This is a genomic window from Stenotrophomonas sp. STEN009, assembly GCF_056760395.1.
This window is the reverse complement of record NZ_JBRRES010000002.1, coordinates 39,716-62,626: the sequence shown is the minus strand read 5'-3', so window position 1 is coordinate 62,626 and position 22,911 is coordinate 39,716. Positions and strand designations below refer to the sequence as shown.

At 68.6% G+C, this 22,911-nt stretch carries 21 protein-coding genes; 7 read left to right on the top strand and 14 right to left on the bottom strand.

The window, feature by feature from the left end; translation table 11 throughout:
* Positions 1 to 6: 6 nt before the first annotated feature.
* The 5 genes from moaA to ACVOMM_RS01315 form a co-directional block, all read right to left on the bottom strand.
* Positions 7 to 987, bottom strand: coding sequence for a GTP 3',8-cyclase MoaA (gene moaA / locus ACVOMM_RS01335; RefSeq protein WP_111186840.1), 981 nt, complete (start codon positions 985 to 987; stop codon positions 7 to 9).
* Positions 988 to 1,207: 220 nt separating this feature from the next.
* Positions 1,208 to 1,888: a L,D-transpeptidase gene (locus tag ACVOMM_RS01330; RefSeq protein ID WP_065183014.1), complete on the bottom strand. Its 681-nt coding sequence runs from the start codon at positions 1,886 to 1,888 to the stop codon at positions 1,208 to 1,210.
* 142 nt (positions 1,889 to 2,030) lie between these two features.
* Positions 2,031 to 2,300, bottom strand: a complete 270-nt coding sequence (locus tag ACVOMM_RS01325; RefSeq protein ID WP_053519770.1) for a hypothetical protein — start codon at positions 2,298 to 2,300, stop codon at positions 2,031 to 2,033.
* Between the two features lie 111 nt (positions 2,301 to 2,411).
* On the bottom strand, positions 2,412 to 3,758 hold the full coding sequence (locus ACVOMM_RS01320; protein ID WP_481525782.1) for an MFS transporter: 1,347 nt from the start codon (positions 3,756 to 3,758) through the stop codon (positions 2,412 to 2,414).
* A gap of 66 nt (positions 3,759 to 3,824) precedes the next feature.
* On the bottom strand, positions 3,825 to 4,571 hold the full coding sequence (locus ACVOMM_RS01315) for a glucose 1-dehydrogenase (protein WP_164152885.1): 747 nt from the start codon (positions 4,569 to 4,571) through the stop codon (positions 3,825 to 3,827).
* 124 nt (positions 4,572 to 4,695) lie between these two features.
* Between ACVOMM_RS01315 and ACVOMM_RS01310 the strand changes: the two genes are divergently transcribed.
* Complete coding sequence (locus tag ACVOMM_RS01310; protein WP_197571132.1) at positions 4,696 to 5,583, top strand: LysR substrate-binding domain-containing protein; 888 nt, start codon at positions 4,696 to 4,698, stop codon at positions 5,581 to 5,583.
* A 72-nt stretch (positions 5,584 to 5,655) separates the two neighbouring features.
* On the top strand, positions 5,656 to 5,997 hold the full coding sequence (locus ACVOMM_RS01305) for an RcnB family protein (protein ID WP_481525781.1): 342 nt from the start codon (positions 5,656 to 5,658) through the stop codon (positions 5,995 to 5,997).
* Positions 5,998 to 6,094: 97 nt separating this feature from the next.
* On the opposite strand, the gene ACVOMM_RS01300 is transcribed toward ACVOMM_RS01305, so the two are convergent.
* The gene (locus tag ACVOMM_RS01300) at positions 6,095 to 6,991 is read right to left on the bottom strand and encodes a retropepsin-like aspartic protease (RefSeq protein WP_481525780.1); all 897 of its coding nucleotides are present in this window, start codon (positions 6,989 to 6,991) and stop codon (positions 6,095 to 6,097) included.
* Positions 6,992 to 7,256: 265 nt separating this feature from the next.
* On the opposite strand from ACVOMM_RS01300, the gene ACVOMM_RS01295 reads away from it, so the two are divergent.
* The gene (locus tag ACVOMM_RS01295; RefSeq protein ID WP_481525779.1) at positions 7,257 to 8,309 is read left to right on the top strand and encodes a sensor domain-containing diguanylate cyclase; all 1,053 of its coding nucleotides are present in this window, start codon (positions 7,257 to 7,259) and stop codon (positions 8,307 to 8,309) included.
* A gap of 47 nt (positions 8,310 to 8,356) precedes the next feature.
* Here ACVOMM_RS01295 and ACVOMM_RS01290 read toward each other — a convergent pair whose 3' ends face one another.
* A complete protein-coding gene (locus ACVOMM_RS01290) occupies positions 8,357 to 9,274 on the bottom strand; it encodes a M14 family metallopeptidase (protein WP_053519777.1) in 918 nt (305 codons plus the stop codon).
* Between the two features lie 144 nt (positions 9,275 to 9,418).
* Here ACVOMM_RS01290 and ACVOMM_RS01285 point away from each other — a divergent pair, with 144 nt between their 5' ends.
* The 4 genes from ACVOMM_RS01285 to ACVOMM_RS01270 are packed head-to-tail and all read left to right on the top strand — an operon-like array spanning position 9,419 to position 13,263.
* The gene (locus ACVOMM_RS01285) at positions 9,419 to 10,072 is read left to right on the top strand and encodes a DUF3348 family protein (RefSeq protein ID WP_481525778.1); all 654 of its coding nucleotides are present in this window, start codon (positions 9,419 to 9,421) and stop codon (positions 10,070 to 10,072) included.
* An 11-nt stretch (positions 10,073 to 10,083) separates the two neighbouring features.
* A complete protein-coding gene (locus tag ACVOMM_RS01280; RefSeq protein WP_481525777.1) occupies positions 10,084 to 12,261 on the top strand; it encodes a DUF802 domain-containing protein in 2,178 nt (725 codons plus the stop codon).
* Positions 12,258 to 12,896, top strand: a complete 639-nt coding sequence (locus tag ACVOMM_RS01275; protein ID WP_053517790.1) for an OmpA family protein — start codon at positions 12,258 to 12,260, stop codon at positions 12,894 to 12,896. Before ACVOMM_RS01280 ends, ACVOMM_RS01275 begins: the two co-directional genes overlap by 4 nt.
* Entirely contained in the window at positions 12,886 to 13,263 is a 378-nt protein-coding gene (locus tag ACVOMM_RS01270; protein WP_481525776.1) for a DUF2894 domain-containing protein, read from the top strand. Before ACVOMM_RS01275 ends, ACVOMM_RS01270 begins: the two co-directional genes overlap by 11 nt.
* Positions 13,264 to 13,285: 22 nt before the next feature.
* Here the strand turns inward: ACVOMM_RS01270 and ACVOMM_RS01265 are convergent, their stop codons facing one another.
* From ACVOMM_RS01265 to ACVOMM_RS01235, 7 genes are read right to left on the bottom strand one after another with little or no spacing between them, the layout of a single operon-like run.
* Entirely contained in the window at positions 13,286 to 14,044 is a 759-nt protein-coding gene (locus tag ACVOMM_RS01265) for a 2,3-dihydro-2,3-dihydroxybenzoate dehydrogenase (RefSeq protein ID WP_128987976.1), read from the bottom strand.
* On the bottom strand, positions 14,035 to 17,925 hold the full coding sequence (locus tag ACVOMM_RS01260) for an amino acid adenylation domain-containing protein (protein ID WP_481525775.1): 3,891 nt from the start codon (positions 17,923 to 17,925) through the stop codon (positions 14,035 to 14,037). The genes ACVOMM_RS01265 and ACVOMM_RS01260 overlap by 10 nt, the downstream gene beginning before the upstream one ends.
* Complete coding sequence (locus ACVOMM_RS01255; RefSeq protein ID WP_053517795.1) at positions 17,922 to 18,179, bottom strand: phosphopantetheine-binding protein; 258 nt, start codon at positions 18,177 to 18,179, stop codon at positions 17,922 to 17,924. Before ACVOMM_RS01255 ends, ACVOMM_RS01260 begins: the two co-directional genes overlap by 4 nt.
* Positions 18,179 to 18,811, bottom strand: a complete 633-nt coding sequence (locus tag ACVOMM_RS01250; protein ID WP_180875289.1) for an isochorismatase family protein — start codon at positions 18,809 to 18,811, stop codon at positions 18,179 to 18,181. The genes ACVOMM_RS01255 and ACVOMM_RS01250 overlap by 1 nt, the downstream gene beginning before the upstream one ends.
* Positions 18,811 to 20,457, bottom strand: coding sequence for a (2,3-dihydroxybenzoyl)adenylate synthase (locus ACVOMM_RS01245; protein WP_481525774.1), 1,647 nt, complete (start codon positions 20,455 to 20,457; stop codon positions 18,811 to 18,813). The genes ACVOMM_RS01250 and ACVOMM_RS01245 overlap by 1 nt, the downstream gene beginning before the upstream one ends.
* Positions 20,454 to 21,647: an isochorismate synthase gene (locus tag ACVOMM_RS01240; protein ID WP_414487398.1), complete on the bottom strand. Its 1,194-nt coding sequence runs from the start codon at positions 21,645 to 21,647 to the stop codon at positions 20,454 to 20,456. Before ACVOMM_RS01240 ends, ACVOMM_RS01245 begins: the two co-directional genes overlap by 4 nt.
* Complete coding sequence (locus tag ACVOMM_RS01235; RefSeq protein WP_262100552.1) at positions 21,644 to 22,840, bottom strand: MFS transporter; 1,197 nt, start codon at positions 22,838 to 22,840, stop codon at positions 21,644 to 21,646. The genes ACVOMM_RS01240 and ACVOMM_RS01235 overlap by 4 nt, the downstream gene beginning before the upstream one ends.
* Between the last annotated feature and the right edge of the window lie 71 nt (positions 22,841 to 22,911).

Sequence of the window (22,911 nt, the reverse complement as noted above, 5' to 3'; positions counted from 1 at the left end):
TGCTGCTCATCCTCCGATGGAAGCCAGGTGCGGGGTCAGCCCGGTCCGGCCCTGGTGCAGGCCATGCCCGGCCGCTTTCAGGCCAAGCTGGGTGGTGATGCGCGCCAGCAGCGCGTCATGGTCGTCATCGTGCTGCAGCAGCGCGCGCAGCGGCACGCCGAAGTCGCCGAACAGGCACAGCCGCAGGTCTCCCCTGGCTGTTACCCGCAAGCGGTTGCAGCCCTTGCAGAAATCGCGCGAGTACGGCGCGATGATGCCGATGCTGCCACGATGGTCCGGATGGCCGAACTCGCGCGCCGGGCCGGCATCGGCCGCCCGTGCACGCTCGCGCCAGCCGGCTGCCAGCAACTGATCGATCACCCCGTCGGCACGCAGGTGATGCTGCTGGAAATAGGCTTCGTTGTCGCCGGTGCGCATCAGTTCGATGAAGCGCACGCTGAAGGGACGGTCGCGCAGGTACGCCATCCACTGCGGCAGCTCATCGTCGTTGAGGCCGCGCAGCAGCACCGCGTTGAGCTTGATCGACGGCAGCCCCAGCGCCTGCGCCAGGGCCAGGCCCTGCTCGATCTCCGGCAGGCGGTCATGCCCGGTGATCGCGGCAAAACGTTCGCGCCGCAGACTGTCCATGCTGACGTTCAGCGCCGTCAGGCCGGCGCGGTGCCAACCCGGCAGGCGACGCGGCAACTGCGTGCCGTTGGTGGTGATGGCCACTTTGCCGATACCCGGCACCGCCGCCACGGCCGCGATGATGTCATCAAGATCCTTGCGCAGGCTGGGCTCGCCACCGGTCAGCCGGATCTTGCTCATGCCCAGCGCCGCGAAGGCGCGGACCAGGCGGCTGATCTCCTCGACCTGCAGGAAGCGCGGGCGGCCATCGGCCTGGTACCCCTCCGGCAGGCAATAGCCACAACGGAAGTTGCAGGCTTCGGTCAACGACAGGCGCAGGTACGGAAAGCTGCGTCCGAAACCGTCGGTGAGTTGGCTCATGGCTGGTCCACCTTTTTGCTCCACCGTCCTGCCTGTTGCCGCGTGATGTCGGCGCATCACAGCATGCGGCCTGCGCTGCCACGGGAGTGTGACTGGGCCCATCATGAACGATTTCCGGCAGCGGGTGCACGCTGCCGGGCAACAGGAAGAGCCGCGGCCAGTGTCCGGATGGATGCGTGCCAGGCTGACCGCGCCGCCCACCGGGCCGGCGGTGGAGCGTCTACCTGCGGGCAGATCGCGCGCGCTTGCCGCCGTTGTGCTGCGCAGCCGCGCGGCTCTGTGCGAACTCGGGGAAGGTCTGCTCGATCGGGTCCACGTCCGGCAGGATGTAGAACACCCCGCCCCGCTCGAAGGTGGAACGGATGATGCGTTCGTAGAACTCCGGCGAGACGTTGATGCAGCCGTGGGTGACGCGGTTGTCGTCCGGCGACGGCGATGCCAGGCGCTCGACACGCCTCTCTGCTGGAACGCCGGTCGCAGTCGGATGGATGGAGACTGCGGACTCGTAGTCCACCCACAGCACCCGCCCTGCATCGATCGAAGGGCCGTAGCCGCCCACGAAGCGACCTGCAGGCGTGGTGCGGTCCCGTCCCGGAATGGCACGCAGGGCGAGACCCGCAACGCCGGGCGCGGTGTGGTCGCCGGTCGCTGAACCGAACAATGCAGGGGCCGCGCCGCGCAGCCGGCCGTCGCCACCGAACACCAGGATCTGCGCGGCAGCCTTGTCCATGACCGCGAACGGATAGCCTTGGCTGTCCTTGGAAGCCACGACCCAGCCCGCCAGTTCGATCACGGTTTCGGAGACATCCTGGCCGGGTGGCAGTTCATCAACGGCGGCCGACGGCGGCGCGACGGCATCTTCCGCATTGACGACACCGACCACCAGGAACGCCAACGCCACTGCCAGAGCAGCGCGATGGGCATGGCGCGCAAGGGATGAGTGGGTATGGATGGGAGCATTCCTCGAAAGCTGTGTGACGGGAGGACACCAGTGGCCGCTGCGGCCACTGGGCCCCTGACTCGGATGTGCAGGCTACAGGCGGTCAGCCGCGCGGAGTGCGGCGAGGTGCCCGTTCAAGCTGCTGGACGCGGCCTTCGATCTGATCCAGACGCTGGTTGGCCTGCTGCGCCGACTGATTGGCCGACTCGGCGCTCTGCGCCGCACCCTGCACCTTCACATCAAGCTGGTCGAGCCGCGAGTTGATCGTTGCGAAATCGTCCTTGTAGGTGGCGCAGGCCCCAAGGCCTACGGTGGCGACAATCGCCACACCGAGCGTACGTGCCATCATCAGGTGCTGCTTGGTAAGAATCATTCCACTCCCTCCTTCGTCTGGGGTGTCTGGAATATAGCGGCGTTTCGGCACACTCTCCGATTGGCTTTCAGCTGCAGGTGGAAGACGTGGACGTCGCGTGAAGACCCCGTCTCAACCACGTCGCCAAGCGAATCCGGCGGCAATCGCCAAGGATGCCGCGATCACCAGCGAGGCCACCACGAACGCGGTGCGCACCTCCGCGGGCGTTGCCGTGTCAGGCGCGACGGCGAAGAACACACCGCCCACCAATGCCACCGACAGCGCCGCACTGATCTGCAGTGTCGCACTCACGATGCCTGCGGCCAGCCCTGCGTGGCGGGCATCCACATGGTCCACGCTCTGCTTCACCAGCGCCGGAAGCGCAATGCCCTGTCCTGCGCCGATCAGAAACAGCGGAAGCGGCAGCCACGACGGCATGTCCAGCAGCGCGAGCGTTGCGACCGCCAGCAGGCCCGCAACCTCCATCACCATCCCGTGCGATGCACCCTGTGCAGCCAGCCGCCGGAACGCCGAACCACACAGCGGCCCGAGAAGGAAACCCAGCCCCAACGGCAGGATCGCCAACCCCGCCGACGCGCTGCTGCGCCCCAGCGCGGACTGCTGATACACCGCGAAGACGAGAAAGAACGCAGCCAGCGCGTAGAAGAAGAATGTCGCTGACAGACTGCGCCTCAACCCGCGTATCTGCAGCAGCGATGGCAATACCAGCGGCATCTGCCCACGCCGCACGCAGCGCTGCTCATGCTTCCAGAACAACAGCAGCAGGGGGCCGCTTGCCAGCAGCAGTCCTACGCACCACCACGGCCACTGGCGCTGGCGGCCCTCGATGATCGGTACCACCAGCGCCAGCAACGACGCCGCCAGCGCCACCGCTCCGACAGCGTCCAGCCGTGCTCCCTGGCGGGCGTGCGACTCACGCAGCAGCACGAATGCAGCCGGCACCGCGGCTGCGACGATGGGAAGATTGATGAGGAACACGCTCCTCCACCCTGTCCCCCACAGATCGGCTGTCACAAGCACCCCTCCCAGCAGCTGCCCGCCCACCGATGCGAGGCCGAAGGTGGCGCCATACAGGCCAAGCGCACGGCGCTTCTCGCTGTGCGGGAACAGGGCATGGATCGATGCCAATGACTGCGGGGCCATCAGCGCGGCCGACATCCCCTGCAGCAGCCGTCCGGCCACCAGCACTTCAGCCGCAGGCGCCAGGCCGCACAGCGCCGATGCCAGGCCAAACCCCAGCATGCCTGCGATGAACACCCGTTTCCTGCCGTAGATGTCGCCCAGCCGGCCTCCCAGGATCAGGGTCACCGCGTAGGCCGTGGCGTAGACCGAGATGACCAGCTGCGAGACATCCGGGGGCGCGTGCAGATCGACACGGATGGCCGGCAACGCGACATTGACGATGAAGAAGTCGAGCGGCGGCAGCAGCGTGCCTGTCAGCAGTACAGCCAATGCCATCCAACGGCGCGGATCGGGCGACACGGGGCCCGCAGCGTCAGCCGGTAGATTCATGTCGTCCCCCACTCAGCGCATGCCGCCTGAGGCAAGCAGGGTGTCGCCGCTCATCCATCGCGCATCATCGGAGGCGAGAAACGCAACGATCGGCGCCACGTCCAGTACCTGGCCTGTCCGGCCCAGTGGTGTCTGCGCCAGATTCCAGGCCTGGAACCCGGAATCGACGACACCCGCAGCATGTGTGCCCTCGGTCTCGATCAGGCCGGGATTGACCGCATTGACACGGATACCGCGCGGACCCAGCTCCCTGGACAACACGCCGGTGATGGCGTCCATCGCGCCCTTCGAACCGGTGTAGATGGCGCTGTCCACCGGCAGGATGCGGGTCACGAATGAACTGATGTTGATGATGCTTGCGCCGGGCCGCAGATGGGGAACGGTGGCGGCAGTGACCAGCAGCGGGCCCAGCACATTGATGTCGAACTGGTGGCGATAGAGCGCCTCGGTGGTGTCCTCGATCTTCGCGAACCGGTACACGCCCGAGTTGTTCACCACTACATCCAGCCTGCCGAACGCATCCAGGGCCGTGGCCACCATTGCATCGACCTCGCGCGCGTCACGCACGTCGGCGCGCACCGCCAACGCCCGACCACCGGCGGCTTCGATATCGGCAACGACCTGTTCGGCGCCCTCCCGGCTCGAGGCGTAGTTGACGACGACGCTGGCGCCGTCGGCCGCCAGGCGGCGGGCAACCGCAGCGCCAATGCCCTTCGAAGCGCCGGTGACCAGCGCGACCTTGTCTTTCAGCGTGTTCATATCAAGCGGATCCAGTTCCAGGGGGAGGCGGTCAGTGCGACCGGGGCCCATGCTGGACCTTTCAAACTTGTATGTGGACTGACACTGATGCACATTCGTCGTACATTTTTGAACGAGCACGATCATGGAATGGGGTGATGTCCGTGTCTTCCTGGCGATCGTGCGGGGCGGATCACTGGGTGAGGCGGCGCGGCGCCTTGGTGTCAGCCATCCCACGGTAGGCCGCCGGTTGAAGGCCCTTGAACAGCACGCCCGGCAGCCCCTGCTGCGGCGGACGCGGGACGGGCTGGTCACGACCGATGCCGGTGATGCGGTGCTGGCCCTGGCCGAAGCCATGGAGAACTCCGCCCTGGCCATGGAGCGCCGCCTGGAAGGCAGCCCGGGCCGGCTGGAAGGCATTCTGCGCATTTCGAGCGCGGACTGGTTTGCCTGCCACGTGCTGACGCCCGTGCTCGCCGAACTGGTACGCCGGCATCCGGCGGTGGTTCCGGAACTGATCGCCAGCTATCGACTGCTTGACCTGTCGCGCCGCGATGCCGACGTCGCGTTCCGCATCGTGCCGTTCAGTGAGCCGGACATCGTCCAGCGCCTCGTGATGACCCTGCCCTACGGCCTGTATGGTTCGGTCTCGACCATCGCTCGGCTGCAGGACGACCCCGATTCGGTCGGACTCATCCTGATGAACACCGCGCAGTCGCACTTCCCCGACGTGGAATGGTTGCTGCAGCGGTTTCCGCGTTCGCCGCGCGCATTCACCAGTACCAGTCGCAGTGTCCAGGCGCAGATGTGCCTGCACGGTACCGGTATCGCCGTGCTGCCCCGTGCGTTGGGTGACGCGATAGCCGGACTGCAGCGCATCGACTCACACGGGACGCCCCCTTCGCGGGGCATCTGGGTGGGCTATCACCAGGATCTGCGCCACATGGACCGTCTGCGTGCCCTGCTGGACATCCTCGATTCGACACTGCCGCCAACAGGCGCCGCCCCCTCGGCAGGGAAACAGACAGCATGATTCCGTTCACGGGCGTTGGCCTATGGTCCACCTCACCAGGCCGGCAGGACCGGCCACTGACAGGAGGATGCCATGAGGACCCGACACGTCGTACCTGCTCTGATGGTGGCACTGCTCGCCGTCGCACCGGCCTGGGCGGATCCGCCGCACCACGCCCGCGGAAACGGTCCCCCATCGCACGCAGGCGGGCCGCACAATCGCGACGCACCGCCGCCAGGATGGCAGAAGAAGGCATGGCGGCGCGGCGATCATCTGCCGTGGGCGGAAGTGGATCGTCGCTACTGGGTGGATGACTACGCACGCTACAGGCTGCGTGATCCCGGCCGCGGCCAGCGCTGGGTCCGCCAGAGCGACACCGAGTATCTGCTTGTTGAAATCGCCACCGGCGTGATCGTCGACGCGCTGCGTCGGTGAACGCAGCCCTGGCTGACCCATCGGGCGCAGACGCGCGATGGGTCAGCCCTTCCTGCGCTGCCTGCCGCTGCTGCGTCCAGCGGTGGGCGCTGAAGGGCTAGTTCGGCAGCGCGCGCGCGTTACCGTTTGGCCGCAGATGGAGCTGCCCGGTTCCGGTATCCAGCAGGATGTTGAAGTTGCGCAGTGCTTCACTGCCCAGCGTGCCGTCGGCATTGGATCCATCCTCATCGATGGTGAACGACACCTTGGGCTGTTCCAGTCGCAGCCCGCCCACATCGGCCGATGCGATCCGTGCATCGACGGCCCGGATCTTCCTGCCCGCCGAGCCGCTGAACTGTGAGGTACCGATGGTGCGGGTGAACACCTCCTGCAGTCGGTGGCGCGAGCTGTACGCATGACCCAGATCGATGGCGCCGTTGCTGCCGGTGTCCACGAACAGCCAGGCCGCAAGTGTCGAGCCACCCTCACGCAGAAGCACTTCGATGGCGGGCGTATTGTCGATCCAGCGGACGTTCGCGCGGGTGTATCCGTGCAGATCCGGCAACCGGTCGTGCACGTGCAGCAGCTTGCGGTCGTAGTCGATCTCGATGATGCGCCCCGCGAAGAATGTCCAGCCAAGCACGGCGTCGAACGGACGCTTGCCGTAGTCGATCACGGCCGCCCCCATCGTCCGGCGCATGTCTCCCACGACGACCGTGTTGTGGGTACTGTAGTCCACGAAACTCACGCCGTCGGAGCCGGTGTTCTCGGAGCGGTCATCGACCTGCATCGACGCCGCCTTGCGGGTGGCAACCGTGACTGCCAGTCCGTCAGCGCCGGTGTCGACAAGAAAGCGCAGCGGTCCTGACTGGTTGATCCGCCCTTCCACATAGATCCGGTGATCCTTGTCCTGCTCGAAAGGAAGGGTGATCGTCCCGGCCGCGGCGCGGGACTGCGGAAGAACAAGCAGCCCCGCAACCAGGGCGACGTACCACGAACGTATGGACTGGCGCATTGATGGCTTCCAGTGGAGGGCAACGGCAGATTGCCGCCTGCCTTGGATGCGGCAGGGGTGCAGAAGGTTTAGACGCCTGCCGCGCTGCCCTCGATGATTCCGGACCGAAGCAAACCGGCGCCCGGCGCCCGCGGCCCCGTGTTGCCATCCGGCGCTGACGTCGGCGACCGCAGCATGCACGGGCCGTTGACGTCGCAATGCCAGACTGCTGGAGCGCGCTCCACCGTGGAGCGCCGTTGGTCGTGCGATCTTGGGGGGATCGGCAATGCCCTACTTCACTGATTCGACCGAGGTGGCCGTCGAGGGTATCGGCGCGGCGCGGCGCATCGGTTGGATGCGGTTCGTCGGCAGCAGCCTGGCGGCCCTCCCCCTGGCCTCCATCCTGCTCGAACGCCAGGATGGTGTGTGGCCATGGACGCTGCTGCTGCTCAACGCGCTGGCATGGCCGACGATCGCTCTGGTCCTCACCCGGCGTTCCCCCGAGCCGGCCGCCACCCAGTTCCGCTGCATGGTGTTCGATTCCTTCCTTGGCGGCGCGTGGATCGCGTTCATCGCCCTCAGCATCGTGCCCAGCGCACTGTTCACCGCCCTGCTGGTGGCCGACAAGATCGCAGCAGGGGGAGTGCGGCTGGCGCTGCGGGCGACGCTGGCGCTGGTGCTGGGTTTTGGACTCGTCTGGTTCGCGCTGGGCTTCCCCTACCAGCCGACCACCTCGCAACGCAGCATCATGCTGAGCATGCCGTTCCTGTTCGTGTACGGCATCGGCCTCAGCATCCTGAGCTGGCAACTCGCGCGCCGGGTCAAATCACAGAACCGGCAGCTGCGGCGGCTGAGCCGGATGGATCCGCTGGTGGAGCTGGCCAACCGGGGCTTCCTGATCCACCGTGCCCAGCAGGCGCTGGACAAATCCCAGCGCCACGGTGGCATGGCGTGCCTGTTGATGCTGGATGTGGATGACTTCAAGCGCATCAACGACTCGCAGGGGCATCGCGCCGGCGATCAGGTCCTGCGGCATATCGCCACGACACTGCGCGAATTCGCCAGCCCGGCCGATACAGCTGCACGGCTCGGGGGGGATGAGTTCGTCGTGCTGCTGCGCGACTGCGCCACGTCAGACGCCATGCAGATGGCGGCACGCATCCGGCAACGCCTGCACGAGAACGCACGCCGGACAGGACCGGCGAGCGATTTCAGTGTCAGCATGGGAGTCGCTGCGAGCCCGCGACACGGCAGTGTCGAGGACTGGCTGGCACTGGCCGACCGAGCCCTCTACCACGCCAAGCGGCAAGGCAAGGACACCGCCAGTTTCGCCGAGTAATGGCCGCGTAGCAGCGTCATCCTGATCGGTCGCATTCCCGGTCGGGATCAGTGCGCCAGGGCGAAATCCAGGCCCGCACAGACCGCCGCGACCTGCGCGTCGTTGCACTCCTGCGGGTGGGTACGCGGACTGTCCGGGTAGACCTCCGTGGTGGTGGCAAAACGCGCATCGGTGAATCCGGCGCAGGCCCCGATCGAGCGCGATTCACCCCATACCACGCCCGGTGACTGCAACGGCAGGCCGACCAGGTTGCCTTCGGCATCGGCCGGGGCGATATGGGTGATCGGCGCCACGGCGGCGATCAGCGCCTGCTGGAATGCCGGTTGCGGGTCTTCGCTGTTGCCGATCACGTAGAAGCCATCGGGAATGGTGTCCCGCTCGAAGGGCTTGCCATCACGGGCGCAACGGGCCGGGTCGAACTCGTGCAGGTCGCTGTCGGTGGTTTCGTGCAGGTCCAGGTGCACCCGGATGTCGGCCTTGCGCCCGGCCACCCAGCGCATCAGCGAGGCGGCTTCCTCGATCAGGCCGCCGTCGCGGAAGCTGCGGTTCGGGTCCAGGGCAGCGGGGTTCCAGCGCTGGATGCGCTCATAGCCCCACGGACTCACGCAGGGGGCCACGATCAGGTTCAGACGCCCCAGGTAGCGCTCGGCCTGCTGCTCCAGGAACTGCAGGGCACCGTGTACGCCGCTGGTCTCATAACCATGCACGCCGCCGGTAACCAGCGCCGTCGGCAGTGCCGGGTTCCAGTCGTGGTTGACCACGGCGAACAGGGGATAGTGGTCCGGCGCGTAATCGAGCTGCCCGTACTGGATCACGTCGAAACGCTCGTCCAGGCGTTCCAGCGCCGCCACCACATCGTCATGGTAGCTGCGCTGGCGTTGCTGGCGGGCCCGCCACTGCGCGCGTTCCGGATCGCCCCAGGGCTGTCCGGGGGTGCCGATCGGGTAGAACTGCGCAACAGTCATGGGTGCTCCAGAGGTCGAACGTGGTGAGTGCAGCCGGTCATTCTAAGCCTTGTGGCGCCTGCGGGCCCGCCCACCCGTCCCGCCCTTCATCCAGCCAGGCTCATCTGGCTGTAAAATCAACGGTTTTTGGCCCCTCACCCCTTGATGGCGAACGCAGCGCAGACGGTCCTGGGTGGACCGCATTTCCTTCGCCTGCTCGCCCGTCTCAGCGACGGCGCGATGCCGGCCACCAGTCCCGTCCTGACCGATCGCCTCGGTCAGTGGGTGGACTGGAGCCGTGCTGTCGCGCTGTCGACGGCACTGGGCGGACGCGTGCCTGCAGCGGCGGACGCGGGCGAGGCAATGGACGACCTGCTGGCCGACTGCGAGCAGGCCCATGCCAGCCTGCTGGCGTCGATTCGTGACGATGCCGAAGCCGAGCGCCTGCTCGATCTGGCCGAGGCGGCCGCCACACCCACCTTTGCCTCGTTGCGGCAGCGCTACCGGGTACTGCAGCAGGCCATCCAGACCGCGACCGGGCGCCTGCGCGGACGCCTCCGTGACCAGTTGCTGCGGGCCTCGCCCGAGTTGGCGCGGCTGGCCGAGATCGACGCCGTGATGGAGCAGACCCTCAGCCCGCGCGAGCACAGCCTGCTGGCCATCGCCCCGGCAGTGCTGGGCACCCGCTTCGACCGCGTGCATGGCCAGCCTGGCTGGCGCACCGCATTCCGCCATGACATGCGCTCGCTGCTGCTTGCCGAGCTGCAGCTGCGCTTCCACCCGATCGAGGGGCTGCTGGCAGCCCTGCGCTCCCACTGACCCGGAACACCATGTCCAGAACTGCTTTCCCTGTCGTTGTCTTCCTTGTCGGCCTGCTGGCCGTGTGCTGGATCGGCATCGGCTACGTTTCGGTGCACCAGTTGGGTGCAGCGGTCGCGGCGGTCATTGCCGCCTGCTACATCGCCGGTGGTGTGGAGCTGTACCGCTATCGCCAGGCCAGCGCGGGCCTGCGCGATGCCCTGGGCGATCTGTCCGCCGCCGAGGAGCGCCTGGCACCCTGGCTGGAGCGCGTGCCGGCAAGCCTGCGCAATGCCGTGCGCCTGCGCGTGGAAGGTGAGCGCACCGCCCTGCCCGGCCCGGTCCTGACACCGTACCTGGTCGGCCTGCTGGTGCTGCTGGGCATGCTCGGCACCCTGCTGGGCATGATGGACACCCTGCGCGGCACCGGCCTCGCCCTGCAGAGCGCCACCGACATGGCCGCCATCCGCGGCTCGCTGGCATCCCCGGTACAGGGCCTGGCCGTCGCCTTCGGTACGTCGATTGCCGGTGTCGCCAGTTCGGCCATGCTGGGGCTGCTTTCGGCGCTGTTGCGCCGGGATCGCCTGCAGGCCGTGCAGCAGCTCGACCGTGCCATCTCCGGCCCGCTGCACCCGTATTCGCAGGCGTGGCAACGCGCCGAATCCCTGCGACTGCTGCAGGCGCAGTCCGCAGCGCTGCCGGCCCTGGTCGACCGCCTGCAGGCGATGACCGGTGCCTTCGAGCAGCACAGCCTGGCGGCCAACGAACGGCTGCTGGCCGGCCAGGCCGAGTTCCTCAGCCAGAGCCAGGCGCTGCAGGAGCGCCTGGCGGCCTCCCTCCAGCAATCGCTGCGCGAAGGCGCCGAAGCCAGCGCAGCGGCCATCGGCGGTGCCCTGCAGCCGATGGCGGAAACCACGCTGGCTGGCCTGGCCAGCCACGGCCAGGCCCTGCATGCGCGCGTTGAACAGGCGGTGCAGCAGCAGCTGGCCGGGCTGGCGGACGGCTTCGAGCGCAGCCGCGTATCGACTGAAGCCAGCTGGACGCGGGTGATGGCCGAACAGGCCCAGGCACAGCAGGCGCTGGTGACCGACCTTCGCCAGCATCTGCAGGCCTTCAGCGATGCCCAGGGTGCACACGGCGAAGCAGTGGTGGCACGCATCGGCGAACGGCTGCAGGCGGATGCCGACCGCCAGACCGACGCGTGGCGCACTGCGGCCGACCAGCAGCATGCGCTCAACACCACGCTGGTCGAGCGCCAGCGGCAGGCACTGGAGGCGGTCAGTCAGCATCTGGACGAACGGGCCCAGTCGCTGCTTCACGCGCTTGAAGAACGTCATGCAGCCAGCCAGTCGCTGCTGCAGGACCACGAGCAGCAGCGCCAGGCGCGCTGGGAGGCCGCCAGCACCCATCTGCAACAGGCCCACGCCGCGCTGCAGGCACAACTGCAGGCCGGTGACGAGCAGCGCCTGCAACGCTGGAGCGACGCGCTGCACACCCTGTCGAACGATCTGGCCGAACGCCTGCACGCCAATGGAGAACGCCTGGCTGCGCAGCAGCAGCAGATCTGCGACACGCTGGCGGAGACCGCGCAGCAGATCGGCGAGAACGGCCGTGCCCAGGCCAGCGCAACGCTCGCGGAAGTCTCGACCCTGCTGCAGACGGCTGCCGCCGCACCGAAGGCCGCTGCCGACGTCATCAACGAGCTGCGCAGCACGCTCTCCGAGAGTCTGGTGCGCGACAACGCGATGCTGGAGGAGCGCGGCCGCCTGCTGGCGACGGTGCAGACCCTTCTGGATGCGATCAACCATGCCTCGCATGAACAACGCAGCGCGGTCGATGCACTGGTGGGCGGCTCGGCGGAACTGCTGGAGCGCGTCGGCAACCGCTTCACCGACCACATCGCGGCCGAAACCGGCAAGCTCGACGGCATCGCCGCACTGCTCGATGGCAGCGCCACTGAAGTCGGCCACCTTGCCGGCGCCTTCGGCGACGCCGTGGCCCAGTTCGGCGCCGCATCGGCCGAGCTGTCGGGCCGGCTGGAACAGATCGGTGGCGCGCTGGATGCCTCGCTGGCCCGCAGCGACGAGCAGCTGGCCTATTACGTGGCGCAGGCGCGCGAGGTGGTCGACCTGAGCCTGCTGTCGCAGAAGCAGGTGATGGAGGAGCTGCAACAGTTGGCCGCGCGCCGCGGTAAGGCCGGCACCGCATGAGCGACGAGCTGGAGGTCGACGGCGGTTCGCACGCGCCGATCTGGGCGGCATTCGGCGACCTGATGTCGGTGCTGCTCGGCGCGTTCGTGCTGATCCTGGTCGGCGTGGTAGCGGTCCAGCTGGAACTCTCGCAGCGGCTGGAGGATGAAGTCAGGCAGCGCCAGGCCGAAGCCAAGCGCCTGCAGACGCTGGAGCAGGCACTGGCCGGCCCGCTGGCGGCGGGCCGGGTGACGCTGGTCGATGGCCGCATCGGCATCAGCGGCAGTGTGCTGTTCGCCCTCAATTCAGACCAGCTGCAGCCGGAGGGCCAGGAGCTGCTGCGCAGCCTGGCCGCACCGCTGGCTGCCTACCTGGGCAGCCGCGAAGAGATCCTGATGGTCAGCGGCTTCACCGATGATGCGCCGGTGCGCGAAGGCAACCGTCGTTTCGCCGACAACTGGGAACTGTCCGCGCAGCGTTCGCTGACGGTGACCCGTACCCTGATCGCCGATGGCGTACCGGCCGATGCGGTGTTCGCCGCCGCCTTCGGCAGCGAGCAGCCGGTCAGCTCCAATGCCAGCGAAGATGGCCGCGCGCGCAACCGCCGCGTGGAGATCGCGCCGATTCCCAGGCCCAGGGCACCGGATGGCAGATAAGCTGCCAGCGCTGGAGGGGCTGCGTGCACTGGTGCGCGATCTCGATGCGGGGTCGCGCTCACTGGCGGACTACCCGCAGGTGCCGATGCTGCAACAGGTGCAGCGCGAGTGGTCGGAGCTGCGCAGTGAACTGCAGGTGCGCCGTTCGCTGCGCACCGAGGCCCCCGCCGACGGCGGCCCGCTGAACTCTGCGGTGCTGGTGCAGCGCATGCTCGATTCGATGCAGGCCGCCAGCCCCGGCTATCTGCGCCACTTCATCGATTACGTCGATACCCTGTCGTGGTTGCAGGCGCTGCAGGACGGTGCGGCCAGCGGCGGTGATGCGGCGAAACCGAAGCGCGCGCGCAAGCCCCGCAACCCCGGTTGAGGCCCGGCCCTGCATCAGGGGGTCAGCCGCGCAGCGTGGCGCCGCCGTCGACGTACAGGTCACTCATCGCCACATGCCCGGCCTGCTCGGACAGCAGGAACATCACCGACTGGGCAACGTCCTCCGGCGTAGCCAGCTTGCGCAGGGGAATGCCCGCCTTGTAGGTGTCGAGGTTGCCGGCAATCACCCGCTCGGCACCGTACGCGTCTTCCCACATGCCGGTCTGCATGGCCGTCAGCGTCGAACCGGGTGCGACGATGTTGCAGCGGATGCCCAGTGGCGCCAGCTCCAGGCCCAGGCAACGGGTGAACATGGTCGCTGCCGCCTTCGAGGCAGCGTAGGCCGCCATGCCGTGACGCGGCACGCCTGCGGCGTTCGAGCTGACGGTGACGATGGCGCCCTGTCTGCGCGGTGACATCACCCGCGCCAGTGCGCGGCCGAGATGGAACACACCGTCAGCGTTGACCGAGAAAACACGGCGCCAATCGGCATCACAGGTATCCGTCACCGCGCCGACCTGCAGCACGCCGGCCACACTGGCCGCCAGGGCGATCGGTCCGATCTTCGCCTCTACCTGGTCGATGAGCGCATCGACCGCTGCGCTGTCGCTGACATCCAGCGCACAGGCATGGACGCGCTCGCCCACGATCGCGGGCGACTCGCGGTCGGTGGCCACCACCTGGCAGCCGGCGGCGACCAGCAGCTTCACCAGCGCGGTGCCGATCCCCCCGGCTGCGCCGGTCACCAGCGCCACGCGACCCTCAAAACCGGTCAACTGCATGTTGCGATCTCCTGTTGTTCATCCCAATGCCGCAGTCGCGCCGACAGCCATGGCGCGAGTTGCGCCACCGCATCACGGCCGGTCAGTTCGGCATGCAGGAACGGCAGTTCCAGCGCCTGCACCGTGCGCGCGTGCGCCTTCCACAGCGCCGACTGCAGCTGTGGTCGTGCCTGGTGGTCCCGCCCTGCGCGCACATGCACCAGGGTGCCGTCGAATGGCCGGTGGTGGTGCTCGCGGATCAGGCGGTTGGTTCCGGTGACCGCGCGCACCACGCCGTCCAGCACCACGTCGGGCAGGCCGCCCAGCGCACTGCCACCTCGACGCAGGAAGGCCAGAATGCGCTCGCGGCTGTCCAGCTCCGGGTGAGCGTCGGGATCGTGGCCGGCGATGGCCAGCAACGCCCGCAGTGCGGCGATCGGATCCGGCTCCGGCTCGGCCCGCCAGCACTCACTGGGATAGGCGTCGAGCAGGACCAGCTCGCCGACCTTGCGACCGATCTCGTGCAGGCGCACGGCCATCGCCTGGGCGATGATCCCCCCCACCGACCAGCCGAGCAGGTGCACCGGCCCGCGCGGCTGCAAGGTCACTACACGCTGCACGTACTCGTTGGCCATCGCCTCGATGCTGGCCGGCAGCGGCTGCGCGGCGTCCAGTGCCGGCGACTGCAGCCCGTACACGGCCCGCGCCGGTTGCAGCGCACGCGCAAGCGCGCGGTAGTTCCAGGCGATGCCGCCTGCCGGGTGCAGCACGAACAGCGGCGGGGGTTCAGTCCCATCGGTCGTGGTCAACGCGATGACCGGGCCCAAGGCATGATCGGCCAGCATCGGGGGTTCGGCGATACGCCGGGCCAGCGCCGCCACCGTCGGCTCCGCGAACAGAACGCCGAGGCCCAGCTCGCAGCGCCAGCGCTGTTCGATGGCCAGCAGCAGGTGCACGGCCGAAAGCGAGTCGCCCCCCAGGCTGAAGAAGTCCGCATCCACCGCAACGGCCTGCTCACGGCCCAGTGCCTGTGCGAACAAGGCGGCCAGCGCATGTTCCAGTGGCGTGCGCGGTGCGACACCGGTCATCCCGACCTCCGGCGGTTTCGGAAGCGCGCTGCGATCCAGCTTTCCGTTGGTGGTCACCGGCCAGTGATCGACCCCGACAAACGCCGACGGCACCATGTAGTCCGGCACGCGCGCCGCCAGGTGCGCGCGCAGGGCAGCGGCGTCGGCCATTGCCACCGGCACATAGGCGACCAGCCGTGGGTCACCGGGAAGGTCGTGGCGCAGCAGCACTTCCACGCGCTCCATGCCGGGCAGTTCCCGCAGCGCCGCCTCGATCTCCCCCAGCTCGATGCGTAGACCGCGCAGCTTCACCTGATGGTCGCTGCGGCCCAGATACTCGACCGCTCCGTCGCTGCGCCAACGTGCAACGTCCCCCGTGCGGTAGATGCGCTCGCCCGCCACGAAGGGATCGGCCAGGAAACGTCCGGCGGTGAGATCGTCGCGGCCCAGGTAGCCCCGTGCCAGCTGCACGCCGCCCAGGTAGAGCTCGCCCGGCACGCCCACCGGCAAGGGTCGCATGCCTGCGTCAAGCACATACAGGCGGGTGTTCCAGACCGGGAAGCCGATCGGCACCGGCCGTGAGCGATCGCCTGCCGGGGCCGGCCAGTAACTGACGTCCACCGCGGCTTCGGTAGGCCCATACAGGTTGTGCAGCTGCGCGTCGATGCGGGCATGGAAGCGGTCGCGCAGCGAGGCATCGAGCGCTTCGCCGCTGGTGAACACCCGACGCAGCTGCAGGCCCTGCGAGGCGGGCGCCGCGAGGAAGGCGTCCAGCATCGACGGGACGAAGTGGGCGGTGGTGATGCCCTGCGCGCGGATCAGCCGGCCCAGCTCGGTGGGATCACGATGCGCATCCGGACCCGCGAGAACCAGCGTTGCACCGCACAGCAGCGGCAGGAAGAACTCCCAGACCGACACGTCGAACGTGGCGGGCGTCTTCTGCAGCACGCGGTCGTCTGCGCCGAAGCCGTAGTGCTCGCGCATCCACAGCAGGCGGTTGACGATGGCGCGGTGCTCGATGACCACGCCCTTGGGTTCGCCGGTCGAGCCGGAGGTGTAGATCACATAGGCTGCATCATCCGGCGCCGGGTCCGGCCAGGGCGCGGCAGACCCCTGTGCCATCCATTGATCGGGCGGCAGCACCGGCACGCCTGCGGCCCGGTGCGCCATCGTGCTGTCGGCCAGCACGCAGGCCGGACGCGCCGAGCGCAGGATGCGCGCCAGGCGCTCGTCGGGATGTGCAGGATCCAGCGGAAGATAGGCGGCGCCGGCACGCAGCACGGCCACCAGGGCGATGACCAGCTCCATCGAACGCGGCAGCGCGACCGCCACCACACTGCCCGGCCCCACCCCCAGCGCGCGCAGCTGTGCGGCCAGTGCGAAGCTGCGTGCCTCCAGCGCGGCATGCTCAAGCGTGGCGTCGCCGCAGACCAGCGCCGTTGCCTGAGGGTCGCGATCCATGCCCTGCTGCAACAGTTCCACCAGTGTGGTTGCAGGCAATGGATGGGTGGTCGCGTTGAAGCTGTGAACCACCTGCGTGACCTCTGCCGCGGTGGCCAGTGGCACGCTGGCAATGTCGTCGGCATCCAGCGCCGCCGACACGAAATGCAGCAGCCGTTGCGCATGCGCCTGCACGTCGGCGTCGCTGTACAGGGCGGGGTTCGCCTCGATCTCCAGATCCAGCAGGGCCTGGCCATCACCGCGGAAGCCCAGCACCAGATCCTCCACCGGCCCGGTGCACAGCACCTGCAGCGTGGCCTGCACGCCGGGCAGCGCCAGCGGCCTGTAGAACGGCTGTATGTTCACCAGCGGGCCATGCAGGCGCTGCTGCGCACCGACCAGGCCCAGATCGCGCCGCAGCTGTTCGCCGCGATACCGGCCATGCCTGCGGCTCTGGCTCAACTGCCGGCCGATGCCACGGGTGTAGCTTTCGACACTGCCCTCGGCAGCGGCCACGCGCAGCGGCAGCACGTTCATCACCATCGCGGGCACGCGCGCCGACGCGTTTCCCAGGCGCCCCATGTAGGGCACCCCCAGCACCATTTCCTCGGCCGCACTCATCCGCCGCAGGTACTCGGCCGCAAGTGCGGCCAGCACATCCGGCCACGGCTGCAGCCAGCGCACCGATGCCTGCAGCAGCTCTTCACGGAAGGCGGCATCCAGCGGCTGCACCCAGCGCAGCGCGTCATCGCTGGCGGCGGCGATGCCGGCCAGACCAGCGGCGGCCGGCGCGTCCCGCAGGTGGTCGCGCCACCAGGCACCGGCCATCTCGCGACGCGGATCGATGCGGTATGCCGCATCGTCGGCCAGTACACCGGCCAGGGGCGGCAGCGCATCGCCGCCGCGCCCGGCGTACAGCGCGCAGACACGATCGCTGAACAGTGCCATGCCATAGCCATCAGCGGCGAGATGGTGAACGCGCAGGTACCAGACCCAGCGCTGGCCTCCCAGTGCGTAGAGCACCTGCTGGCTGATCCGGTCGCGGGTGGGATCGACCGGGCTCAGCCGGTCGGCCCGCATCGCGGCGTTGGCGTCGGCCACCGGATCGGCAGCGCTGGAAAGATCATGGACTGCCAGCAGCGGTACATGCGCCGGCTCATGCCATTGCAGCGGCTGGCCATCGCTGCCTTCCGTGAAGCGCAGTGCGAGCGCCTGCGCCTCTGCCGCCGCCTGGTTGGCGGCGGCCGTGAACGCCGCCACGTCCAGCGCGCCGTCGATCCATACGGCATGGGCCGTGTTGAATGCAGGGTTGTCGGGAGCCAGGCGCTGGGCATACCACAGCCCCGCCTGGGCCTCGGTCAATGCCACCGGTGAGGCTGGCGCCGCACCGTTCATGCGCCTTGTGCGGCCTGCAGCCGTTGCACCACCTGCCACCACTGGCGCAGCGTGGTGTGCTCGGCCAGCTGCGAGAACTCCAGCGGAAGGCCAGTGTTGCTCCACGCAAGAACGAGGCCGAGCATGCGCATCGAATCCAGATCGAGATCGATCAGGTTGTCGTCATCGCCGATGTCGGCCGGCTCGCATTCGAGCACGCGCGCCACGTCCGCGCGCATCCTTTCCAGGTCAAGCACATCGCCCGTCCTATCCATCACAGTGTCTCCAGCAGCTGGCCGGTGGTCATCGGTACGCCACAGGTCCGTGCGATCCAGTGCAGCGCCTGCTCATGATCGGCGCGCGAGAAGTCGGCGACCGCATCCGCGGCGATGAATGCCTCGATATCACGCTGGAAGGCTTCGACCACGGTCGCGGTGCAGCCGATATGCGCATACACACCGGTCACCAGCAACTGGTCGCGCCCGCGCGCGCGCATCAGCGTCTCCAGGTTGCTGCGCTGGAACGCGCTGTAGCGATGCTTGACCAGTACGTGCTCGCCCGGCTGCGGGGCCAGCGCGGTGATGATCGGCTCATGTTCGTCACTCCGGCGCATGCCGGGCCCCCACAGGTCGGCCTGCAGGCCGCGGTCGCGCCGGTCCTGATCGCCATGCTGGGCGGTATAGAACACGGGAATTCCCTGCGCCCGGCAATGCGCCAGCAGGCGCGCGACGTTGTCCACGGCGGGGCGCAGCGGCTCGCTGTCCGCGTCGAACGCTGCCAGGAAGTAGCGTTGCATGTCGTGCACCAGCAACGCGATCCGCTCGCGCTGCGGGTGCCAGGGGCCGCGCGGCTGTGGTAACTCGCTGGCGGTCGGCAGGGAATATGAAGCAATGCGGGGCAGCGCCATCAGCGCGTTCCTCCTGTCTGTTGCAGATGACGCGCACGCAGCTGCGCACGCAGTTCGCGGCGGCTGATCTTGCCGACCGCTGTTGTATCGAAGCTGTCCACGAACACCACCTGGTCCGGCACCTTGAACGCCGCCAGCCCGCGCCTGCGCATCCAGGCCTTCAGTGCCGGCGCCGTGATCGGCTCGCCCTGGCGGATGACGAAGGCACAGCTGCGCTCGCCCAGGTACTCATCGGGAATGGACACCACCGCCGCATCGAACACACCCGGATGGGCCAGCAGATGGTCTTCGATCTCCTCGGCGGAGATCTTCTCGCCGGCACGGTTGATGTGGTCCCCGGCACGCCCCTGCACCACCAGATATCCCCCGGGCAGCTGCTGCACGCGGTCGCCGGTGCGGTAGAAGCCGTCGTCGGTGAACGAGCGCGCGTTGGCCGCGGCATCGTTGTGGTACCCACGGATGGTGTACGGGCCGCGGGTCAACAGATGTCCGATCTCGCCCTCGGCAACCGGCTGGTCGTGGTCGTCGACCACACGGACCTCGTCGTCAGGGCTGATCGGACGTCCCTGGCAGGCCACCACCAGTTCCTCGGGATCGTCGAGGCGGGTGTAGTTCACCAGGCCTTCGGCCATGCCGAACACCTGCTGCAGCGTGCAGCCCAGGCCATCGATGACGCGCCGCGCGGCCTCCGGCACCAGTTTTGCGCCGCCCACCTGCAGCACCCGCAGGCTGGACAGATCGTGCTTCGTCGATGCCGCTGCCTGCGCCCACAGCAGGGCCAGCGGCGGCACCAGCCCACAGCAGGTCACCTTCTCGCGTGCAATCAGCGGGAACGCGACATCCGGGCCCGGCCCCGGACTGAGCACCACGCGGGCACCGGCATACAGCGCACCGAAGAAGCCCGGCGAGCTCATCGGAAAATTATGCGCGGCCGGCAATGCGACCAGATACACGCTGTCGCGGTCGATCCCGCAGATCGCGTTGCTGGCACGGAACGAATAGATGTAGTCGTCGTGCGTGCGCGGAATCAGCTTGGACAGGCCGGTGCTGCCACCTGACAGCTGCAGGAACGCCACCGACTGCGGATCCGGGTCGGCCGGCAGCTGGCTGCGGTCGCCCTGCAGGTTCGCCAGCGCGACGAACTCCTCCGCATCGCCGTCGATCACCACCTGGCGCAGGGCCGGCACCTCCGCCTGCAGTGCCCGTGCCAGCCCGCGATGATCGAAACCCTCGTGCACATCGGCGGTGACAAAGGCACTGGCCTCGGCCTTCGTGGCGAAGTGCACCAGCTCGGTGATGCGATGCGCGGGCAACGCGTACACCGGTACCAGGCCGGCGCGGAACAGGCCGCAGACGGTGGCGATGAAGCCCGCGCTGTTGCCCAGCTGCACCAGCACCCGTTCACCGGGCTGCAGGCCCAGCGCCAGCAGGCCGCTGCCAATGCGCCCGGCCTCGTGCCACAGCTGCGCATAGCTCAGTCGGACATCACCTGCCACCACCGCGATGTCATCGGCGTAGCGTTCGGCGCGCTCGCGCAGGAAGGCCGGGAAGGTCTCCCCGCGCCAATGCCCCATCCGGCGATAGTGGGCGACCCGGTCTTCGGGCCATACCTGCTGCAATGGCAGGCGGGAAGGAGATCGGCTCATGCGAGGGGCTCGGTCGGGGGCGCGGGCTCACTGACGCCCAACGCGTTCAACAGGGCAGCAAACTTCGCTGCGGTTTCGGCCACTTCGGCCTGCGGCTGCGACCCGGCGACGATGCCGGCGCCCGCATACAGGCGCAGCTGCGTGCCCTGCAGTCGTGCGCAGCGGATGGCGACGTACCAGTCGCCGTCGCCCTGCGCGTCCAGCCACCCCACGGCACCGGCGTAGAAACCGCGTGGAACCGGCTCCAGTTCGCGGATGCGCTGCAGCGCCGCCTGCTGCGGCGTGCCGCATACGGCGGGCGTGGGATGCAGTTGCGCCAGCAGGGCGGCGGCCGGCACCCGTGGATCCTTCAACGTGGCATGGATGCGGGTGCCCAGGTGCCACATGGTGGCCGTGGCATGCAGCACCGGCCGCGCCTGCGCGTCGATATGGCTGCAATAGGGAGAGAGGCCATCAACGATGGCCTCGACCACATGACGGTGCTCGTCGTGATCCTTGGCCGACGCCAGCAGGGTCTGCGCGGCACGCTCGTCCTGCACCGGATCCGCACTGCGTCGGGCTGAGCCGGCCAGCGGGTGCGACAGCACCTGCGCGCCGCGCTTGCGCAGCAGCAGCTCGGGCGTCGCCCCGACCAGCCATGCCGGGGCCTGGCCCAGCTCCACCGGCAGCGGCACCGCGTAGGTCGCTACCGACGGATCGGCTCCCAGTCTCGCCAGCAGCACATCGGGCGTCAGGGCGTGGCGTGTGTGTGCCAACAGGCTGCGCGCCAGTACCACCTTGTGCAGGTCCTGTCGGGGATCACGCAGGGCCTGTACTGCCCTATCCACCGCTGCGGCGTAGTCGTCCGCCGAAGGTTCGGCCTGCACGACACCCTCCAGCGCAGGCGCAGCCTGCGGCTGCACCGGCAACGCAGGCAGCACGCGTTCGGGCTGGTACAGCGCATCGTCGGCACGTGGTTCGAACGGAATCGCTCCGACCAGCAGGCCCGGCCCGCCCCGCTGCTGCGCGAAGAACGCAGCCACGCGCCCGGCCAGCGTCACCAGCGGACCGGACGCAAGCGCCGCACGACAGCCACGCACATGCACATGCTGCCCTGCATGCTGCAGCAGGAACAGCGTGGGGTCATCCGCAGCCGGCAACGGCAACGGCGCCGTCTCCTGCCATGCATCGTCCCTGAGCGAATCGTTCATGTCGCCTCCTTCATCCGGTGCGTTGCCGCCAGCACGCACAGCAACAGCAGCAGCACACCGACCAGCAGATACGGCAGGCTCGGCCCGCCCCGATACAACAGCGTGCCGAGCATCGGCCCGACCACCATGCCCAGCCCCTGTGCCGCAGCGACCGTTCCGGCGGCGGCACCCTGTTCGTGTGCCTGCACCGCATCGGCGGCCAGCGCCTGGAACGACGGGAACACGAAGCCCATGCCGAATGCCGCCAGCGCATAAGCCGCCGGCAGCTGCCAGGACTGCTGCACGGCGGCGACCGAGGCGAAGCCGATACCGGCGATCAATGCACCCAGCACGATCCAGCGCCGCGGTGGCGCCTCCAGCTTCATCACCAGTGCCTGCGCCAGGATCAGCCCGACGCCCACAGCCGTCAGTGCGATGCCGGCCATGCGCGCGCCTTCGGCCGCTGCCAGGCCGAGGCGATCGATCGCGAAGAAGCCGACCGTCACCTGCGCGATGGTCACCGACACCATTGCAAGGAACGCGGCCAGCTGGGGCAGCCGAAGGCGCCGGTCCAGACGGCGCAGGGGTGTCCGTCGTGCTGACGATGCCGCCGCTGCCGGCGCTGTCGAAGGCAGACGCCACGCCAGCAGTGCCAGCGCCAGCAGCGGCAACAGCGCGGCCACATACAGCGCCAGCGAAAGATGCGTGTAGGCCAGCCAGCCTGCTGCCGCCGGGCCCAGCACCATCCCCAGTGCATTGGCACTGCCCAGACGGGCGAGAAACTGCGTGCGCTGGCCGGCCGGCGCCTGGTCGGCGATCAAGGCTGCGGCCGTCGGTGGCACCGCGGCATAGAACAGCCCGATCAGCCCGCGCGCGCCCACCAGCACCAGCACCGACACAACCACCGGCGGCGTGACCTGCAGGGCCACATCGATGAACATGGCGAGCGCGAGGTAGACGCCGGTGTACGCGCCCATCGCCAGCAGCAGCACGCGCTTGCGACCGATGCGGTCGCTGAGTTGGCCCCAGCGGCGAGCCGCCAGCATCCACAGCACGCCGGCGGCCGTCACCGACAGGCCCGCGTGCCATTCGGACAGGCCCAGCAGCCGGACCACCGGGCCGATCACGGCGACGAAAGACATCATGGCCATGGTGCCGATCAGGGCCGCCAACACCAGGGCCGGCAAACCGGGAACGACGGGACGTGCGTGCATGGAACACCAGCCGTGACAGGGAAGGACGGCAGAACGCCAGCACGACGCTCCGCCCGATGCCGCCACGTCAC